The organism is Planktothrix rubescens CCAP 1459/22 (assembly GCA_904830895.1).
In the GTDB taxonomy this organism is placed as follows: Bacteria; Cyanobacteriota; Cyanobacteriia; order Cyanobacteriales; family Microcoleaceae; genus Planktothrix; species Planktothrix agardhii.
On the sequence record LR882958.1, the window covers coordinates 872,843 to 889,766 of the forward strand.

Consider the following 16,924-nt stretch of genomic DNA (forward strand, 5'->3'; position numbering starts at 1 on the left):
AAGGAGATTTTCCCGCGATGAAATTTCAACCTAACCCCGACCGAATTATTATTTTTGATACTACTTTGCGCGATGGCGAACAATGTCCGGGGGCTACCCTGAATGTAGATGAGAAGTTGGTAATTGCTCGACAATTAGCCCGTTTAGGGGTGGATGTAATTGAGGCAGGATTTGCGATCGCCAGTCATGGGGATTTTGATGCGGTTTCTCGAATTGCAGAAGCAGTAGGTACGGAAGATGGCCCGGTGATTTGTAGTTTAGCCCGATCTGTGAAAGGGGATATTGAAGCAGCGGCTAAGGCGGTTTCTCCGGCTTTCCATCGCCGAATTCATACTTTTATTGCTACCAGCGATATCCATTTGCAATATAAATTGAAAAAAACCCGGTCTGAGGTCTTGGATATTACCTCAGAAATGGTCGCCTATGCCAAATCCTTTGTCGATGATATTGAGTTTTCCCCTGAAGATGCGGGACGGTCTGACCCAGAATTTTTGTATCAAGTTTTGGAGCGAGCGATCGCAGCCGGGGCGACAACGGTTAATATACCTGATACCGTCGGTTATACCACCCCGGCGGAATTTGGGGCGATCATTAGAGGGATTAAGGAAAATGTCCCCAATATCGACCAAGCGATTATTTCCGTCCATGGCCATAATGATTTGGGTTTGGCCGTTGCTAACTTCTTAGAAGCGGTAAAAAATGGGGCGCGACAGTTGGAATGCACGATTAATGGCATCGGAGAACGGGCTGGAAATGCCGCCTTAGAAGAACTGGTGATGGCTTTGCACGTCCGTCGGCAGTATTTTAATCCTTTTTTGGGTCGAGAGCCAGAATCAGAAGCCTCCTTGACCAATATTGATACCCGCCAAATCTATAAAACCTCTCGCTTGGTTTCTAACTTGACGGGAATGTTAGTGCAACCGAATAAGGCGATTGTCGGGGCGAATGCTTTTGCCCATGAGTCGGGAATTCATCAAGATGGGATATTAAAGCATAAACGCACCTATGAAATTATGGATGCTCAATCTATTGGGTTGAATGATAACCTGATTGTCTTGGGCAAACATTCCGGGCGTCATGCGTTTCAATCTCGGATGCGGGAGTTGGGATTTGAGTTAACCGACCCGGAGGTGAATAAGGCGTTTGTCCGGTTTAAGGAATTGGCCGATAAGAAAAAAGAAATCACCGATTGGGATTTGGAAGCCATTGTTAAGGATGAAATTCAACAAACCCCGGAATTATTTCACTTGGAATTTGTCCAGGTGTCCTGTGGAAATCAAGCCCGTCCCACGGCCACGGTGACAGTCCGCACCCCCGATGGTCAGGAATTAACCGATGCCGCGATTGGGACTGGCCCAGTGGATGCGGTCTATCAGGCGATTAACCGGGTCGCCAATGTGCCTAATGAGTTAATTGAGTTTTCTGTACAGTCGGTGACGGCGGGAATTGATGCGATTGGAGAAGTTACTATTCGGTTACGTTATCAAGACCGGGTATTTTCCGGTCATGCGGTTAATACCGATATTATTGTAGCCTCGGCTCAGGCCTATTTGAACGCTCTGAATCGTTTGTATGCTTCTATGCAGACCGAAAGTATACCCCAGTCTCAAGAGGTTGTCCAAAGTTCGGTGAGTTAATTAGAAGGTAGTTGGCGGTTAATGTTTAACCGTCAACTTTCAACCCATAATACTAAATTCCATGAATCCAGAACCTTCGGAACAAGAGAAAAAAATTAAACAGGAAATGTTGTTGCAATATGAAGCAGCAACGATGAAAACCAAAAAAGTCTTTATTGTGGTGATGGCAATTTTGACTTTATTTTTGGCTGGGTTAGGATTATTGACTTTTAAAAAGGCTAAAACGATCAATACCCCGGTAGAAAGAATACAAAATTAATTGCTAGGTCTGCTGGTTATGTAGGGAAGTTCTGAGATTAACCCAGGGTTTACTTATGAATCTGATTAAAAATTTAAACCAATGGGAAATTAGTTAATGTTAAACTGGAGGGTAGAATAAATGATAGGTAAATCATAAAAAGCCGTCATAAGTGGGTAATAGGTAATGGGTAATGGGTAATAGGTAATGGGTAATAAAAAGAGTTTACCCCCCCTGCTCCCCTGCTTCCCCTGCTTCCCCAAAAGACGGAGCTTTATAATGAATTTTTTGGTAAGGACGAACCATGTTACCCCAACCGATATCTGATGATCGTGTGCTAAGTCAGTCTTTGCATCAGGCGTTAATTAAACGTTTCTCTGACGCTCTCACTCCCTTAAACCAGTCTCAACTTTCTGAATGTAGCTTTGGTTTTGCTCCTAGTCCCACCGGAGTCAAAACCTTTTTTATTGTTACCCCTTCTTTGTTAGCGGCGGAAACATTACTCGTGGATCTCGATCAAATTCTTGAACGAGTGCAAACCTTAATGATTGGAGTTGGACAGGTGGCTGTTTGTATTCAACCTCAAAACAATCCGGCAGAAACCCCTTCCTCCTCATTGGTTTGTCACCCGTCCGGCCCCCACAAACCCCCTGTGCACGGAGAGCTTGGGGAGGGGTTTCACCCTGAATATATGATGTGTAAAGTTTTTCCTGTCAACAGTACCATCCCCTGTTTAGAAGATTAATGGGCTTTTGAGTTATTGCTCTTACCATTAGATTCGATCACTTCACGAACTCGATAGATCGGTCGATCTTGGGATTCGTGATAGGTTCGCATTGAGAGTTCGGCTAATAGACCAAAACAAAAGAGTTGAATTCCGGTAAGGGTCATGAGTACCGCCAGGGTAAGTAAGGGACGAGCGGCAATCTCTTGGCCTAAGACCAGGCGAATAAAACTCAAATAAGCACCAACAACAATTCCAACCCCAAAAGCTGATATTCCCAACAGACCAAAAACGTGCATGGGTCGAGTTAGGAATTTTTTGATAAAAGAAATCGTTAACAGATCCATCACCACCCTAAAGGTGCGATCTAAACCATACTTACTCTGACCAAAACGACGAGCATGATGGTTAACTGGAATTTCAGTAATTTTTGCCCCTTCAATAAATGCTAAAGCGGGTAAAAATCGGTGTAATTCTCCATAGAGGTTCATATCGGCGATTAACTCAGTCCGGTAGGCTTTGAGGGAACAGCCATAGTCATGTAACTGCACTCCGGTCATTTTGCTAATCAGCCAGTTCGCAATGCGGGAGGGAAGCAAACGGCTCAATTTATCATCCTGTCGATTTTTCCGCCAACCACTGACGACATCATACCCCTTACCTAATTCCCTCAGCAGGAGTGCAATATCCTGGGGATCGTTTTGTAAATCACCATCCAGGGTAATGATCACCTGACCCTGGGAATACTTAAACCCCGCCGCCATGGCTGCGGTCTGACCATAATTACGCCGGAGAACAATGGCTTTAAGATTAGGATTAATTTCGGCTTGTTGTTTCAGGAGTTCCGTAGACCCATCGCTTGACCCATCATCAACACAAATCAATTCATAGGTTAAACCCAAATCGGCCATATTTGTATCAATCGCTGCAATCAGTCGGGGTAAACTTTCTACTTCATTGTAAATAGGTACAACGATTGAAATAGCTAAGGTGTGGGAATCAAAAATCAAATCTCCATATTCAGGTTCTGGAGTTTTTAAAATTGGTGCTTGTGAAATATCCATTTTTATCTTTTTAAATCAATTATCAAATCCCAGTCCTGAATGCTTACACAGCTTTAGACTGTTTTATTGTAGAGGTTTGAAGACAAAATTCCTATGTTTTTTTCACAGAAGATTTGGGATTGCTATATACTGGTGATATTTTCGCGGAAACGGGTAGGTTACAGTTTTTCACTTATTCTAAATTTTCAATGTCAAAATTGACTTCTTCCCAGGTTCAATTACACAATCGTCAAAAGTTGCTGCTTCAAGTCCAAAATGAAGTGAGACAGTATCGCTTACAATCTTTACATCGAGGGGTATTAACTTATTTAGCTCAAGAAACGCCACCCTTGAAAATGCGACGAATCTGGGATGTGGAGTTAAAAGTTAGTCATCATCCGAGTGTTCGTTTAACGAATGATACGGGAATTATTCAAGTTTTTGATCGTTTAAATGGCAGATTATTAATTTTAGGATCGACCGGTTCGGGAAAAACTACAACCTTAATCGGATTAGCTAAAGTATTAGTTAGTCGCGCTCAAACTGATGTTGAAGAACCTATCCCTGTTTTACTGGATTTATCAACTTGGAAGAATCCCGATCAATTGATTATGGATTGGATTGTTGAACAGCTACATATTAAGTATGGAATTTCTATTGCTGTGGTTCAAAATTGGATTCAACAGCTTCAGATTTTACCATTAATTGATGGATTAGATAAACTTTCTTTGAATCAACAAGTTAAATATATTCAACAAATTAATCAAATGTTGAATGGGGATGTTTCACCTTTACATTTGGTGATCTGTGCTAATGTTATAAGTTATCAAAAATTATCGGAACGCTTGGATTTGAATGGAGCTATTTTTTTACGTCCTTTAACGATTCCACAAATTAAAGATTATTTAATTAATTCTCGTAGTCGAGAACTTTGGCACAATATTGAAACGGATAAACCGTTATTAAATTTAGCAAAAACACCGCTATATTTAACGATGATGACATTAGCCTATGAAGAAATTTTAATCATGTCTTGGAAACATCTTAATTCCTTTGAGGAACAGCGTGATTATTTATTTAATGCTTATATTCGTCGTCAACTAAATCAGGATATTCATAAATCCCAATATCTCCCCGGAAAAGCTCCTAAATCCGAAGGTTTTAGACGATGGTTAGGATGGTTAGCGACTCGACTAATAACCGATGAAGTCACAGAATTTTCAGTAGAAAAAATACCGATTCATTGGTTAGATGAGAATGAACAAAAACAGCGTTATAAGTTAATATTAAAGTTAATTCTAGGTTTGATTTGGGGAATTATTCTAATATTAATATTAGCAGGAGTTATTCTCAGAACAACTCCACTTTTAATCCTGGGGATGGGATTGGGATTATTATGGGCAATTTTATTAGAAAAATCGGGTTTAAAGCAAAAAATAGAACAGTTTGTAATTCGATGGATTTTGTGGAAAGATGGGAATATTCCTTGGAATTATCAACGATTTTTGAATGATGCTACGGATAAGTTATTATTACAAAAAAATGGCGATCGCTATCGTTTTATTAATCGTTTATTACGGGATCATTTTTATAATAAAATTTAATAGTTAAACTAGAATAATTGCACTCTTTGTCATGCTGAGTGAGCGGAAAAATCAAGATAAAATTCCAAATAATGCAACCCCAGAAACCCCAGATATTTGATTTATGGGGTTATTTGGGGTAGAGTAGTGATCGCACATTATCTAATAAACAAATTCTATGGAATACAATCACATCCCTCTTGATTCTGTTGAAAAGATAAGTTCATTAGGAGGGTTGCTTTCTGAATATTATCAGTATCGGGTAATTTCCGAACAAGGTAATTACTACGAACGAGCAATACCTCGCCTGGAAGAAGGTAAGCAAGGGGTCTGTAAAGAAAATATTGTTTATGATTTTGAAAAAATCCATCCGCGTATTTATAACATGAAGATGCCTTATTCTGTACACGAAATTAGAAGGCAGAAAGAAAAGCAGAAATAGTTTTAGCGATCGCAACTCCCTCTCTTGTCACGATTTAATAGAAATTAGCAATTGATTTATTGAGTAATTTAGGATAAAATCAAGCAAACAACAAGGAGTTAACGATGCAAATTAATCCACAGGAAATCGTTTCAAATGCTTTGGATGAGACTTTCAACTAATAGAATCCCGTTCGCGGGACTGAAACATAACAGGGAGTTATTTCACACCATTTGGAGAATACTTTCAACTAATAGAATCCCGTTCGCGGGACTGAAAAAAATCTAGTATTTTATATCAAAATCATTGTTCATTACAAGAACATTTTGCTGATAAAATTTAAACAGGAAATTATTCAATATTCAATAATTGTTCAAGGGTGTAGGGACATTCTAAAGGAAAATCAACAGAATTTTGAGTTTTAATTTTCACAAATCCTAACGCATCTTGATAGATAGAGTCAAATTCTGAATCTAAATAATTACGGAGATTTGTGGTAATTTTTCGTCTCAACTGAACTCTAAAACTATAGATTTCTTCTTCCGGGTGAACTCTATTATACTCAACTTCCCCTGTCCAATATTGCAGTAATAATAAATGACGGATAATCTGTTCCAAAAGACTCACTACCGCGTTTTTCTTTTCCCTACCCAAATCCTCTAATTCCTCAATTAAATTTTCTAAATCTAGCTGTTCAAATTGGTGATTTTTAATCAATTTAACCGTTTCTTGTAACCATTCAACATCATCGGTTTCATAGAGTGTTTTTAAATCCATGATCATCAATCATTCACCTCCCTAAATTGGATAAAATTGTGCTTAATCTTCCTTTGTTTTGCGTTTTCCCCCCGGAGTCATTCCCCGACGTCCGGGATCGTTTTGAGAACGTTTAATAAACTGGCGTAAATGTTGAATCGCCGCATGATCCGGTAATAAATCTAACTGTTCTAATCCTTGGGTAAAAGAATATTCAGAACGATATAATAACCGAAAGGCTTTCTTTAATAAAGAAAAATCATCGGAAGTAAATCCCGCCCGTTTTAACCCGACTAAATTAAGCGATCGCACCCGAGAAGGATTCCCCTCAACTAACACAAACGGAGGTACATCTCGATCAATCCTGGTCATGCCGCCAATCATGGCTAATTGCCCAATATGCACAAATTGATGCACCCCTAAAACCCCACTTAATCGGGCTTTTGATTCAATATAAACATGACCCGCTAGGGCGACAGAATTGGCAATTACCACCTGATCTTCAATCACACAATTATGGGCCACATGAACATAGGCCATTAATAGATTTTGATTCCCAATAATCGTAGCGTCCCCGGCATTTGTAGCGCGATTAATTGTGACATATTCCCGAATCAGATTATCATTACCAATTTTAACTAAACTCAAAGAACCATCATATTTGAGATCTTGAGGTTCCGAACCAATTACCGCCCCCGGAAAAAATTGATTGCGATCGCCAATTTCCGTGCGGCCATGAATCACAACATGGGAACCAATGACCGTATCCGCACCGACCTTAACATATTCCCCAATTACAGCATAAGCGCCAACTTGAACTGTAGGATGGAGTTCTGCACCAGGATGAATCACAGCAGTGGGGTGAATTAAGGTCGTCATAGAAATTAAAATGGGTTAAAACCTAACAAGGTATAAGAATTCAGTCTACAAGAGAGAACATTAGTTCTCCTTCACAGGCCAGTTTACCATCGACTTCGGCGCGAGCTTGCATTTTACCGAAACGGCGTTGTTTCACGACCAATAATTCTGTAGTCATGATCAATTGATCCCCCGGAACTACGGGACGACGGAATCGGACTTTATCAATTCCCGCAAATAAAAACAAACTACCTTTTAAATCAGGAAGTTGAGTTAAAACCACTCCTCCGACTTGGGCCATGGCTTCCACAATTAAAACTCCGGGCATAATTGGACGTCCGGGGAAGTGGCCTTGAAAATGGGGTTCATTAATGGTGACATTTTTGAGGCCCACGGCCTTTTTACCCGGGACATATTCAATAATTCGATCCACCAACGCAAAGGGATAGCGATGGGGTAATAGATTTTGAATCTCCTCAATCATCAATACTGTTTCAGCGTTCAACACAGGGGCGTCGTCCATATCCGATGAATTTAAGTTAACGTTAGTGGTAGAAAGAAGCCCTAAAGGGCTTACTACTTTGATATTTCCTGAACCAGTTGAACATGGAGATGGTGTCCGGCTTTGTATGCTAAGTAATGAGCTTGAGGCAGAAAACCCAATAAACTCAAATCCCCTACTAAGTCTAAAATTTTATGACGCACGGGTTCATTTGCATATCTCAAAGGTGGATTTAACCATCCTGATTTTCCGCACACAATCGCATTATCCAGACTACCTCCTTGAATCAGTCCCGCTCTTGCTAACTGTTCCACCTGTGCTTCTAGGGTGAAGGTTCTGGCCGGAGCAATTTCCCGCGCAAAGATTTCAGGATCAGCCGTGTAACTATACCATTGATTGCCAATGGCTGGAACTGAAAAATCAATCCCGTAGGTAAATCGGGTTTCGGATGCGGGAAAGGCGGCGACAAAACCATCGCCCTGCTGGACGGATAGGGGTTTGGTAATTTGAACAGTAGGGACGTCCTGGGAGGGAATATCGAGGGGTTGACGTCCAACGGTTGCGATCGCCTCTACCCAATTTTGAGCCGAACCATCTAATAAGGGGACTTCTGGGCCATCAATTTCAATTCTAACGTGATCAATTCCCATTCCAGTTAAGGCGGCCAACAAATGTTCAACGGTTCTAACTTTAGCGTTTTTAGTGCCTAATTCTGTGGATAAAGTGGTGGATAATACCGATTCTAATCTAGCCGGAATTTGAGGATTTTCCGGTAAATCAACTCGCACAAAATAGCGTCCTTCCCCTGGATTTGCAGGTAAAACTCTAACCGTTGTATTCACACCAGTATGTAATCCTACCCCAGAACAACTAAACCCTGCTTTTAGGGTATATTCGCTGTGATTAATCAATGTTCAATTCTCCTAATTTTTATGGATTTGTATGTTTAATTATGGCATCGTTTTTGTTATAACTTATTTTTAGTTTAATCCCCTTTGAGAATTTTTTTTGACTTGGGGGAGCAAAATTAAGTATAATCTTGGTAAGTTCGTTGTTGGGCTTTAGCCCCAACAAAAATTGGCTAAAGCCCAACAACCCTAATTAATCATTCTATCAAAACTTTAATCTATGCCAGAAAAATCATCTCCAATGTTATCTAATATGGAAGAAAATCAAGACTATAATAGCAATTTTGATCAGATTTTAAACCAAGCCTTAGATATTGTCAAATCCAGTCTAAATCAACCGGACATCACCTACGAACAAAGGCTAAATGCCGCATTAAAAATATTAGAAATAGGAATATTATCTCAGCAGAAAGATTTTAATTCAAATTTATCAGAAGTTATTCCATCTCCTGATAATTCGTCTAATATTACCGAACCAAAAGCAATTATTATAAATCCTGATTATGTCCAAATTGATAACTTTTTCTCAGAAGAAGATTATCAAAAACTTTTAAATTCAACCCTTGCTAATCAAAATAATTTCTTTTCCTCGGAAGTGATTAATAATGAATCAGAATATCGTCAATCCTATATTTTACTTCCTGAACACTTTGCCGAATTTCATGAACTTATCACCCATAAACTTCTCACCGCTAGACCGCAGGTGATGGAACAATTACAAATACAAATGTTTTTAGTTGCTTATTTAGAAATCCAAATTACGGCTCATTTACATGGAGGATATTATAAAATTCATCAAGATGTGGATGGGGGAAAAGCAGCTAATCGTAAATTAACCTATGTGTACTATTTTTATCAAGAACCTCAAGGTTTTTATGGTGGAGATTTGAGATTATATCAAACAAAAATTCAAGGAGAAGAAGCCATCATTTACGAAAATTTTACTCAGATTAAACCGCTTAATAATAGTATTATATTTTTTGATAGTCGGTGTAAACATGAAGTTTTACCCGTGTATTGTCCCTCTGAAAAGTTTACTGATAGTCGATTTACTCTCAATGGTTGGATTCATGGTTAACTAAGATTTTTGGATTATATTTTCCAAGACATTAAAAATTAAATCGAACCTAAAATGATTCACCCAATATTCTAATTCTTCCGATAACGCGATTATAAATAGGTTCTAAGGCGCTTATGAGTAAACTCGGTTCTAAAAAGGAAATAAACACATCACTCCAAGATGATTTTCCTGATTTAACTGCTTTCTGATAACTGGGATGTTGACGCAGATCATAATTTTTGACAATCAAATTTCCCGTGGTACGAGTGATCTTGCATAATTTTCCCTTATTAATATTGCTTATTCCCTGTTTTTAGACAAAGACACACCCCCTCTATACCATTCGGTTAGAGGGGGAAATTGTTGCAATTAGTGAGAAAACTTCTCATCTAAATCACTTTGATTAATGATTAGGTATCATAGAACCGAGCTTCTGCCGCGTCGGGATTTTCTTCACAGTACAAATCAAAGGCACTTTTTTCTAAACGTTCGGCTTTTTGGTGAGCCGCTTCTGCTTCTAATTCCTCTACAATATCCCAAGCCGCGGCACATTCTTTTGAGGTTGCTCCTTTCTCAGCACAAATCGCCCGGGCTTCATCAATCGACTCTTGAATCCGTTCTTCTAATAGAATGCTTTTAGGATTTTCTACAAAGTCTCCCTTAGTCAGAATATCAGTTACAGAAATAATTCCTAGGAGTTGATCCTGAATCACAGGAGCGCGACGAATTTTAGTTTGAGCAAAAAGTCGAGCTACATATTCCACACCCAGGTCAGGATTGACGGAAATACAAGGTTTAGTCATAATTTCATAAACCCGGATTTTTTTAGGATCTTTGCCGTAGGCGGTGACTTTATAAACAATATCGGTCTCGGTGACGATTCCATAAGCATCCTGTGGATAACGGCGTTCAACAATCAAGGCGCGTAAACACAGAGTACTCATTTGTTCAAAGGCTTCGGCAACGGTGGCGGAACCCTTGATGGTGACCACCTCGGCGGTCATAATATCTCTAGCTTTCAGCATCATAGTGGCTAATTCACAAAAAACTCTATACTTCTATTTTACCTTGAATTGGCAATAAAAAAAAGGGTTGTTTTATTTATTCTAAAATGTTGAAATATGGAAATTTAAAACCTTAAAAAACTAGGATTTAAGGAGATTCAGAAAGTCTGACTGGGAACAGTTCATGAAGTATAGCCCTAGTTAAATCTGCCCGATCTAAGGAGGCTCCGATTAAATTAGCCCCAACCAAATTGACTTGACATAGATGGGCACCAATCAAGTTAATATGGTTAAAATCTCGTTCTCCAGCTAAATAACGACGCAACAGTTCTTGAGAATCAATGGTTGATTGTATTTGCACAGAACCTATCCATTATTTATTCGGTAAAATTGCACCTCGGGTATCCGCATCTCTCAAATTTGCTTGATCTAATTTAGTATCAATCATAATCGCTTCAATCAGATTAACACCACTCAAATTAGACCAGGATAATTTAGTGCGGTAGAGTCTAGCTCGGCTCATATTAGCCCCGCGTAAAGTTGTCCAAGTTACATTTGCCCCTCGAAAGTTGGCTTCACTCAGGTTAGCTTCGCTTAAATCAGCCCCAATCATCGTGACTCGGGTTAAATCCGCTTCATGAAAATTAGCCCCAATCATCATTCCCCCACTCAGGGTCGCATTCGTTAAATTTGCCCCTTCTAGGATGCTTTCTCGCATAATCACGTTGGTTAGGTTAGCGCTTTCTAAAATCGCTCCGGTGAGATTAGCTTTCATCAAATTAGTTCGGACTAGGGTAGCGTGGGTTAAATTCGCGCCCACAAAATTAGCACTGGCAAAATTCGATTCCGTCAGGTTAGCTTCGGTGAGATTAGCTTGAGTGAAGCTAACATTTTTGGAAGAAGACCCGCGCAAACTCGACCCGCTTAAGTTGGCTCGATTGAACTTGGTATCGCCTAAATAGCTCCCAATTAAGTTAACATCGCTTAAATCCGCATCGGTGAAGTCAACACCCGTAAACTTAGTTTCTCGAAAATTTACCCCAATTAAGTTCGCCCCCACGAAGGAGGTATTTTCCAAGTTAGCCCGAGCAATTGTGGCTTCCCGGAGGTCAACACCCCTTAAATCCACTCCGACGAGGCTAACGGCTCGAAATAGGCGCTCTCCTTCTGCATAGCGTTTTAATAATTCATCAACCTCCATATCATTAGCCTCACGAATAGTCCCAGTATTAATTTAGAATGACACAGCCACAGAATACTCCCTCCATCATCCCAGATTACTTAGGTTTTGGGGAGTCTGTCTTTAATCTCAATCTCTAGGAAATGGGCATCACAGGCCATAATACCCTAATTGTTCATTGCTAAATTCAGTAAAAACTAAATCTTCAGGACGATCAATATCTAATAATACAGGTAATTTACCGACGGATAAATTCAAGGTTTCACAAATATTGAGGGTGATATCACAAACCGTTGCTGTACCCCAAGGAATATCTTTAAATAATTCAGGAATATAACTCTTTAAACCAATTAAATAATATCCCCCATCTTTAGCAGGGCCGACCACAATATCATGATCTTGCAATAGCTTAAATCCTTGATATAAAATATCAACAGTTAATTCTGGGCAATCGGTGCCAATCATCATAATCTGGGTTTTTTCCTCATAAAATGCCATTTGAAATGCCTTTCCCATCCGATTTCCCAAATCCCCAAAACTTTGGGCATCATAAATTAAATCTGCCCCTAACCAATTTTGCATCACATCTAAATTGCCTCCAGTAAATCTAATTTCAATAGATAAAGGCTCTATTTTTTGTAATTTTCGGACTGTATTTAGGGTTTTTTCCGTCATTTGACGATGTAAATTTGCCGCTCCAATTTCTCCCACAACCGGAATTAATCTGGTTTTTGTTTTTCCTGGTTCGGGATAACGGGTGAAAATAATTAAATGTTTATCCATGATAAATTTATCCGTTTGATCTTAAGAAAGAGATTTTTGATCTAGGTTTTATATTGCAATCATAAGTGATTCCTGAAAAAAAATGTAGGAGTTCACTCTCTAAACTAGACCTCAAATCGGGTTTAGAGAACAAACTCCTACCATAGAATATTACAATTTTGACAAAAATTGTAATTTTGCTGACTCCTTCCTATCCTTTGGAAACATTAATATTTTGACTCATTTCTAACATTCTTTGAATCGGACGTAAAGCCGCGATTCTGATTTCTTCGGAAAGGATAATTTCGGGAGAACAATTTTTCATCGCTAAATAAAGTTTTTCTAAGGTATTTAACCTCATGTGCGGGCATTCATTACAAGCACAATTACTCATGGGCGGGGCAGGAATAAAAGATTTTCCCTGGGTTTCTTTCTCCATTTGATGAATAATTCCCGGCTCCGTTGCCACAATAAAACTTAACTTAGGACTACTTTTGACATAGTTTAATAATGCCGTAGTCGAACCAATATAATCCGCCTGGTCTAAAACCGGAAGTTCACATTCAGGATGGGCAATAATTTCCGCTTCAGGATGTTCAATTTTTAGCTGCACTAACTTCTTCTGGGAAAAGTTTTCATGCACCATACAAGCCCCTTCCCATAATACCATTTCCCGCCCCGTTTCTGCCATCACATATCGGCCCAAATTGCGATCGGGCGCAAAAATAATCGGCTGATTTTCAGGAATTTGCCGAACAAGCTCCACCGCATTAGAACTGGTGCAAATAATATCACTCATCGCCTTAATTTCGGCGGTACAATTAATATAAGACACCACAATATGATCGGGATATTGGGCTTTAAATTGAGCAAAAGCATCGGGGGGACAACTTTCGGCCAAGGAACACCCCGCATCCAAATCCGGTAACAACACCAACTTATCAGGATTCAAAATTTTAGCTGTTTCTGCCATAAAGTGAACCCCAGCAAAAACAATCACATCGGCATCGGTCTGGGCCGCTTGTCGCGCTAGTCCCAGGGAATCTCCAATATAATCAGCAATATCTTGAATATCAGGATCTTGATAGTAATGCGCCAAAATAACCGCGTTCAATTTTTGCTTAAGCTCTTGAATAGCTGCAAACAAATCTTCGGGTAAATCGGTAACAGTCGAACGGTTTGTCGCGGAAAGGGTGGATGTAAACATAGGAACAACCTTATCGGAACTCTCAATATTGTTCAGGGTAGTTTAATTATAGTTGAATTCACCAAAAACGGGTATTCACGATCGCCCCCAAAATTGCTTATTCTTAGGTTAGGAACCTTTGAAACCATGACCATTGTGAATACCAAACCCCTGAAAATTGCTGTTGTTGGAGATATTCATGATCAATGGGAACAGGCCGACGCCCTAGCATTGAAGTCTTTAGAGGTCGATTTAGTTCTATTTGTCGGGGATTTTGGCAATGAAGCGGTAGACGTCGTGAAAACCATCGCCGCCGTAGATACTCCCAAAGCCGTCGTTTTCGGCAACCATGACGCCTGGTACACCGCCACCGAATGGGGGCGTCAAAAATGTCCCTATAATCGCAAAATAGAAGATCGCGTCCAAGAGCAACTGGAAATCATCGGGGAAGATCATGTTGGCTACGGAAAACGGGATTTTCCCGATTTACAATTAACCGTAGTCGGAGGGCGTCCCTTTAGTTGGGGGGGGCCAGAATGGAAATATCACGATTTTTATACGGAGCGATTTGGTGTGGATGGTTTTGCAGCATCCGCCCAACGCATGATTCAGGCGGTAGAAACGGCAACTTATGATCGGATTCTGTTTTTAAGTCACAACGGCCCCACGGGTTTAGGAGAGGCAGCAGAGGCCCCTTGCGGGAAGGATTGGAACCCGATCGGTGGGGATTATGGTGATCCAGATTTGGCTGAAGCGATCGCCCACGCCCGCACCCTGGGTAAAACCATTCCCTTAGTCGCTTTTGGCCATATGCACCATCACCTGCGTCATACTAAAAGCCGTGAGCGTCAACGGTTAGTAACCAGTCCAGAAGGGACGGTGTATCTGAATTCAGCCTGCGTTAATCGGATTAGAACAACCCCCCAAGGGAAGCAACGGAATTTTTCGATTGCGAGTTTGGAACAAAATCAAGTATCGGAAGTGTCGTTAGTTTGGATAGGTGAGGACTTCCAGGTCGTTGAAACAGAATTATTGTCTCAGCACTTGGCACAATCATCATTCATGTTATAATTGTTTAGCTCAACAATGAGCAACTGGAGAGGTGGCAGAGTGGTCGAATGCGCCTGACTTGAAATCAGGTGAGCCGCAAGGTTCCGGGGGTTCGAATCCCCCCCTCTCCGTTCTGAAGAAGATAGAAACCTTCACTGGTATGGATGTGTCCCGATAATTTTCCTTCAACTTAGGTTGGGGGAATTTTTTTTTGAGAATATCCCGATCAGAAATAATCCTAAAGGAATAAACAAAAATAGATGCACCCTGATGGTTTTCCTTCAACTTAGGTTGGGGGAATTTTTTTTTGAGAATATCCTGATTATAAATAATCCTCAAGGAATAAACAAAAGTAGATGCACCCTGATGGTTTCCTTCAACTTAGGTTGGGGGAATTTTTTTTTAAGAATATCCCGATCAGAATTATGCGTTAAAATTTAATGATGTTCAAAAATACCATTAAATTGTAACAAATCCAAGGTCACAAGCACAGGTAAACAGGAAAAACATTGTTGTGCGAGTTCTAAACGGTCTTCTCGCGCTAACATAGAAACCAGCTTTTTCTGTACATTCAATAAATAGCGAACATCATTGGCGGCATAATTTAATTGATTTTCCGATAAGTTACTCGCATTTCCCCAGTCGGAACTTTGGGAAGTTTTATCTAGTTCGACTTTTTCCAATTCCTGAACTAACTCTTTCAGTCCGTGTTTTCCGGTATAAGTTCTAACTAATTTACTAGCAATTTTAGTACAAAAAATCGGATTAACTTCAATCCCTAAATAATAACGAATTGTAGCAATATCAAATCGAGCAAAATGGAATACCTTCAGAATATTAGGAGCTTCTAGGAGTTGTTTTAAATTAGGAGCTTCTTTTTGACCCTTGGCAATTCTAATGGCGGTCACTTGACCATTGGGGTCGCAAATTTGAATTAAGCAAAGGCGATCGCGCCAAGGTAATAACCCCATTGTTTCCGTATCTACCGCTAAAGCATCTGCGGTCAGATATTCAGATAATAATGCTTCGGAAATATCCCCATCACAAACTTGAAAGTTAGACATATTATTTTAAAACAGTTTTAATTAATTTTACCCTATTGAGGATTAGGCAGATTAACACAGATTAAAATCCGTGAAATCCGTGAAATCCTCTTAAATCCGTGATCCCCATTCCCAACTATCTTTTCCTAACAAAAATCTGAGTAAAATAATACTCTCCCTTGGCATTTTTAACAATACCTACTCCAGTTAAGTCAAAATTTCCCACCATATTTCGTTGATGACCCGGACTTTCTATCCATCCTTCAACTGCTTCTTTTCCTGGGTTAGAATAACCAGAATTAAAAGCCACATTCTCGGCAATTTCTCGCCATGGAGCAAACTTACTAATGTTTTGAAACCGAGCTTCTGCACCCCCATGACCAAAAGCAACTTTCCCATTAGCCATTGAATAGCTATGAATTCGGGACTGTTCACTAATATTAGGGTCAAGTTTTAACGGAAGTAAATTCTTGGATTTGCGATATTCATTGACTTGCTGATAAACCGATAATTCTAATTGCTCAATATTAGAAGAATTTGAAGCTAAAATAGGTTTTACCTCCGGTAATGATGGGGAGATTAAGTTAGTTTTCGATAAAAATGTACACCCTCCCAATAATAAGACTATTCCCATTACAGGTAACTTAAACATAGTTTATTCTGGCTATATTGTTGACGCGGTATTGTTGCGAGAGGTCTGGGAAATTGCGATCGCTTTTTTTGGCATACATCACAAATTTTGATTTTTGTCAAGACCCTTATTTGTGGCTTCCGGTTTCGTTGCTAAAATTTGTTTCTGATCAAGCTAAAATTTCGTCAGAAAACCCTAATATTTTAGGAAAGAATAAGAGCTTTAGCTTAATTTTTTGCCTTTAGATAAAGTAACCCCTTGAGAGATACTTCTCTAAGTGTACCAGAACCCCCATAATCTCGTCAACTATGAATTTCGGGAGTTTTATACAGAAGTTT

The 16,924-nt window shown here is 39.7% G+C and carries 20 protein-coding genes and 1 tRNA gene; 8 read left to right on the forward strand and 13 right to left on the reverse strand.

Annotation, left to right across the window (positions count from 1 at the left end):
- The first annotated feature begins 17 nt into the window (after positions 1–17).
- The 3 genes from NMG86_RS04180 (at position 18) to NMG86_RS04190 (ending at position 2,620) form a co-directional block, all read left to right on the forward strand.
- Complete coding sequence (locus NMG86_RS04180; protein ID WP_026797078.1) at positions 18–1,637, forward strand: 2-isopropylmalate synthase; 1,620 nt, start codon at positions 18–20, stop codon at positions 1,635–1,637.
- A 61-nt stretch (positions 1,638–1,698) separates the two neighbouring features.
- Entirely contained in the window at positions 1,699–1,896 is a 198-nt protein-coding gene (locus tag NMG86_RS04185) for a hypothetical protein (protein WP_026797079.1), read from the forward strand.
- Between the two features lie 283 nt (positions 1,897–2,179).
- The gene (locus NMG86_RS04190; protein ID WP_026797080.1) at positions 2,180–2,620 is read left to right on the forward strand and encodes a hypothetical protein; all 441 of its coding nucleotides are present in this window, start codon (positions 2,180–2,182) and stop codon (positions 2,618–2,620) included.
- Here NMG86_RS04190 and NMG86_RS04195 read toward each other — a convergent pair.
- Positions 2,617–3,663 carry a glycosyltransferase family 2 protein gene (locus NMG86_RS04195; protein WP_026797081.1) on the reverse strand — a complete coding sequence of 349 codons (1,047 nt, stop codon included), beginning with the start codon at positions 3,661–3,663 and terminating at the stop codon, positions 2,617–2,619. The two genes, NMG86_RS04190 and NMG86_RS04195, sit on opposite strands and share 4 nt — an antisense overlap.
- Before the next feature lie 188 nt (positions 3,664–3,851).
- Here NMG86_RS04195 and NMG86_RS04200 point away from each other — a divergent pair, with 188 nt between their 5' ends.
- Positions 3,852–5,246 (forward strand): NACHT domain-containing protein, encoded by a 1,395-nt coding sequence (locus NMG86_RS04200; protein ID WP_026797082.1) that lies wholly within the window; start codon positions 3,852–3,854, stop codon positions 5,244–5,246.
- A 157-nt stretch (positions 5,247–5,403) separates the two neighbouring features.
- The gene (locus NMG86_RS04205; protein ID WP_026788806.1) at positions 5,404–5,667 is read left to right on the forward strand and encodes a hypothetical protein; all 264 of its coding nucleotides are present in this window, start codon (positions 5,404–5,406) and stop codon (positions 5,665–5,667) included.
- Positions 5,668–5,997: 330 nt separating this feature from the next.
- On the opposite strand, the gene NMG86_RS04210 is transcribed toward NMG86_RS04205, so the two are convergent.
- Genes NMG86_RS04210 through lpxC form a run of 4 tightly spaced genes read right to left on the reverse strand, consistent with a single transcriptional unit; the run spans position 5,998 to position 8,673 of the window.
- Positions 5,998–6,429 carry a DUF29 domain-containing protein gene (locus tag NMG86_RS04210; RefSeq protein WP_043938851.1) on the reverse strand — a complete coding sequence of 144 codons (432 nt, stop codon included), beginning with the start codon at positions 6,427–6,429 and terminating at the stop codon, positions 5,998–6,000.
- 36 nt (positions 6,430–6,465) lie between these two features.
- Complete coding sequence (gene lpxA, locus NMG86_RS04215; RefSeq protein ID WP_026788808.1) at positions 6,466–7,281, reverse strand: acyl-ACP--UDP-N-acetylglucosamine O-acyltransferase; 816 nt, start codon at positions 7,279–7,281, stop codon at positions 6,466–6,468.
- A gap of 40 nt (positions 7,282–7,321) precedes the next feature.
- Entirely contained in the window at positions 7,322–7,783 is a 462-nt protein-coding gene (fabZ, locus tag NMG86_RS04220) for a 3-hydroxyacyl-ACP dehydratase FabZ (protein ID WP_042153372.1), read from the reverse strand.
- Positions 7,784–7,836: 53 nt separating this feature from the next.
- Positions 7,837–8,673: a UDP-3-O-acyl-N-acetylglucosamine deacetylase gene (gene lpxC, locus NMG86_RS04225; RefSeq protein ID WP_026788809.1), complete on the reverse strand. Its 837-nt coding sequence runs from the start codon at positions 8,671–8,673 to the stop codon at positions 7,837–7,839.
- Positions 8,674–8,890: 217 nt separating this feature from the next.
- Here lpxC and NMG86_RS04230 point away from each other — a divergent pair, with 217 nt between their 5' ends.
- Positions 8,891–9,748, forward strand: a complete 858-nt coding sequence (locus NMG86_RS04230) for a 2OG-Fe(II) oxygenase (RefSeq protein ID WP_026788810.1) — start codon at positions 8,891–8,893, stop codon at positions 9,746–9,748.
- Positions 9,749–9,797: 49 nt separating this feature from the next.
- On the opposite strand, the gene NMG86_RS04235 is transcribed toward NMG86_RS04230, so the two are convergent.
- From NMG86_RS04235 to nadA, 6 genes are all read right to left on the reverse strand, one after another.
- Positions 9,798–9,980 carry a PDC sensor domain-containing protein gene (locus tag NMG86_RS04235; protein WP_026788811.1) on the reverse strand — a complete coding sequence of 61 codons (183 nt, stop codon included), beginning with the start codon at positions 9,978–9,980 and terminating at the stop codon, positions 9,798–9,800.
- Positions 9,981–10,140: 160 nt separating this feature from the next.
- A complete protein-coding gene (locus NMG86_RS04240; RefSeq protein ID WP_026797084.1) occupies positions 10,141–10,758 on the reverse strand; it encodes a CP12 domain-containing protein in 618 nt (205 codons plus the stop codon).
- A gap of 124 nt (positions 10,759–10,882) precedes the next feature.
- Positions 10,883–11,095, reverse strand: a complete 213-nt coding sequence (locus NMG86_RS04245; protein WP_026797085.1) for a pentapeptide repeat-containing protein — start codon at positions 11,093–11,095, stop codon at positions 10,883–10,885.
- Positions 11,096–11,107: 12 nt separating this feature from the next.
- Entirely contained in the window at positions 11,108–11,935 is an 828-nt protein-coding gene (locus tag NMG86_RS04250; RefSeq protein ID WP_026788814.1) for a pentapeptide repeat-containing protein, read from the reverse strand.
- Between the two features lie 129 nt (positions 11,936–12,064).
- The gene (locus tag NMG86_RS04255) at positions 12,065–12,697 is read right to left on the reverse strand and encodes a TIGR04282 family arsenosugar biosynthesis glycosyltransferase (protein WP_026788815.1); all 633 of its coding nucleotides are present in this window, start codon (positions 12,695–12,697) and stop codon (positions 12,065–12,067) included.
- 190 nt (positions 12,698–12,887) lie between these two features.
- Positions 12,888–13,883 (reverse strand): quinolinate synthase NadA, encoded by a 996-nt coding sequence (gene nadA / locus NMG86_RS04260; RefSeq protein WP_026788816.1) that lies wholly within the window; start codon positions 13,881–13,883, stop codon positions 12,888–12,890.
- A 126-nt stretch (positions 13,884–14,009) separates the two neighbouring features.
- On the opposite strand from nadA, the gene NMG86_RS04265 reads away from it, so the two are divergent.
- A complete protein-coding gene (locus NMG86_RS04265) occupies positions 14,010–14,933 on the forward strand; it encodes a TIGR04168 family protein (protein WP_026797086.1) in 924 nt (307 codons plus the stop codon).
- A 25-nt stretch (positions 14,934–14,958) separates the two neighbouring features.
- Positions 14,959–15,043, forward strand: a tRNA-Ser gene (locus tag NMG86_RS04270).
- Positions 15,044–15,349: 306 nt separating this feature from the next.
- Here NMG86_RS04270 and NMG86_RS04275 read toward each other — a convergent pair.
- Both NMG86_RS04275 and NMG86_RS04280 read right to left on the reverse strand, forming a co-directional pair.
- Positions 15,350–15,976: a ribonuclease D gene (locus NMG86_RS04275; RefSeq protein ID WP_026788818.1), complete on the reverse strand. Its 627-nt coding sequence runs from the start codon at positions 15,974–15,976 to the stop codon at positions 15,350–15,352.
- 115 nt (positions 15,977–16,091) lie between these two features.
- The gene (locus NMG86_RS04280; RefSeq protein WP_026797087.1) at positions 16,092–16,607 is read right to left on the reverse strand and encodes a CAP domain-containing protein; all 516 of its coding nucleotides are present in this window, start codon (positions 16,605–16,607) and stop codon (positions 16,092–16,094) included.
- Positions 16,608–16,924: the final 317 nt, after the last annotated feature.

What these genes read in the sequence shown, in the direction of transcription:
- NMG86_RS04255 (WP_026788815.1), bottom strand. Translation starts at nt 12,697, where the DNA reads ATGGATAAACATTTAATTATTTTCACCCGTTATCCCGAACCAGGAAAA.
- NMG86_RS04205 (WP_026788806.1), top strand. Translation starts at nt 5,404, where the DNA reads ATGGAATACAATCACATCCCTCTTGATTCTGTTGAAAAGATAAGTTCA.
- NMG86_RS04195 (WP_026797081.1), bottom strand. Translation starts at nt 3,663, where the DNA reads ATGGATATTTCACAAGCACCAATTTTAAAAACTCCAGAACCTGAATAT.
- NMG86_RS04240 (WP_026797084.1), bottom strand. Translation starts at nt 10,758, where the DNA reads ATGATGCTGAAAGCTAGAGATATTATGACCGCCGAGGTGGTCACCATC.
- NMG86_RS04265 (WP_026797086.1), top strand. Translation starts at nt 14,010, where the DNA reads ATGACCATTGTGAATACCAAACCCCTGAAAATTGCTGTTGTTGGAGAT.
- NMG86_RS04250 (WP_026788814.1), bottom strand. Translation starts at nt 11,935, where the DNA reads ATGGAGGTTGATGAATTATTAAAACGCTATGCAGAAGGAGAGCGCCTA.
- nadA (WP_026788816.1), bottom strand. Translation starts at nt 13,883, where the DNA reads ATGTTTACATCCACCCTTTCCGCGACAAACCGTTCGACTGTTACCGAT.
- NMG86_RS04210 (WP_043938851.1), bottom strand. Translation starts at nt 6,429, where the DNA reads ATGATCATGGATTTAAAAACACTCTATGAAACCGATGATGTTGAATGG.
- fabZ (WP_042153372.1), bottom strand. Translation starts at nt 7,783, where the DNA reads ATGGACGACGCCCCTGTGTTGAACGCTGAAACAGTATTGATGATTGAG.
- NMG86_RS04185 (WP_026797079.1), top strand. Translation starts at nt 1,699, where the DNA reads ATGAATCCAGAACCTTCGGAACAAGAGAAAAAAATTAAACAGGAAATG.
- NMG86_RS04190 (WP_026797080.1), top strand. Translation starts at nt 2,180, where the DNA reads ATGTTACCCCAACCGATATCTGATGATCGTGTGCTAAGTCAGTCTTTG.
- NMG86_RS04275 (WP_026788818.1), bottom strand. Translation starts at nt 15,976, where the DNA reads ATGTCTAACTTTCAAGTTTGTGATGGGGATATTTCCGAAGCATTATTA.
- NMG86_RS04230 (WP_026788810.1), top strand. Translation starts at nt 8,891, where the DNA reads ATGCCAGAAAAATCATCTCCAATGTTATCTAATATGGAAGAAAATCAA.
- lpxA (WP_026788808.1), bottom strand. Translation starts at nt 7,281, where the DNA reads ATGACGACCTTAATTCACCCCACTGCTGTGATTCATCCTGGTGCAGAA.
- NMG86_RS04180 (WP_026797078.1), top strand. Translation starts at nt 18, where the DNA reads ATGAAATTTCAACCTAACCCCGACCGAATTATTATTTTTGATACTACT.
- NMG86_RS04200 (WP_026797082.1), top strand. Translation starts at nt 3,852, where the DNA reads ATGTCAAAATTGACTTCTTCCCAGGTTCAATTACACAATCGTCAAAAG.
- NMG86_RS04280 (WP_026797087.1), bottom strand. Translation starts at nt 16,607, where the DNA reads ATGTTTAAGTTACCTGTAATGGGAATAGTCTTATTATTGGGAGGGTGT.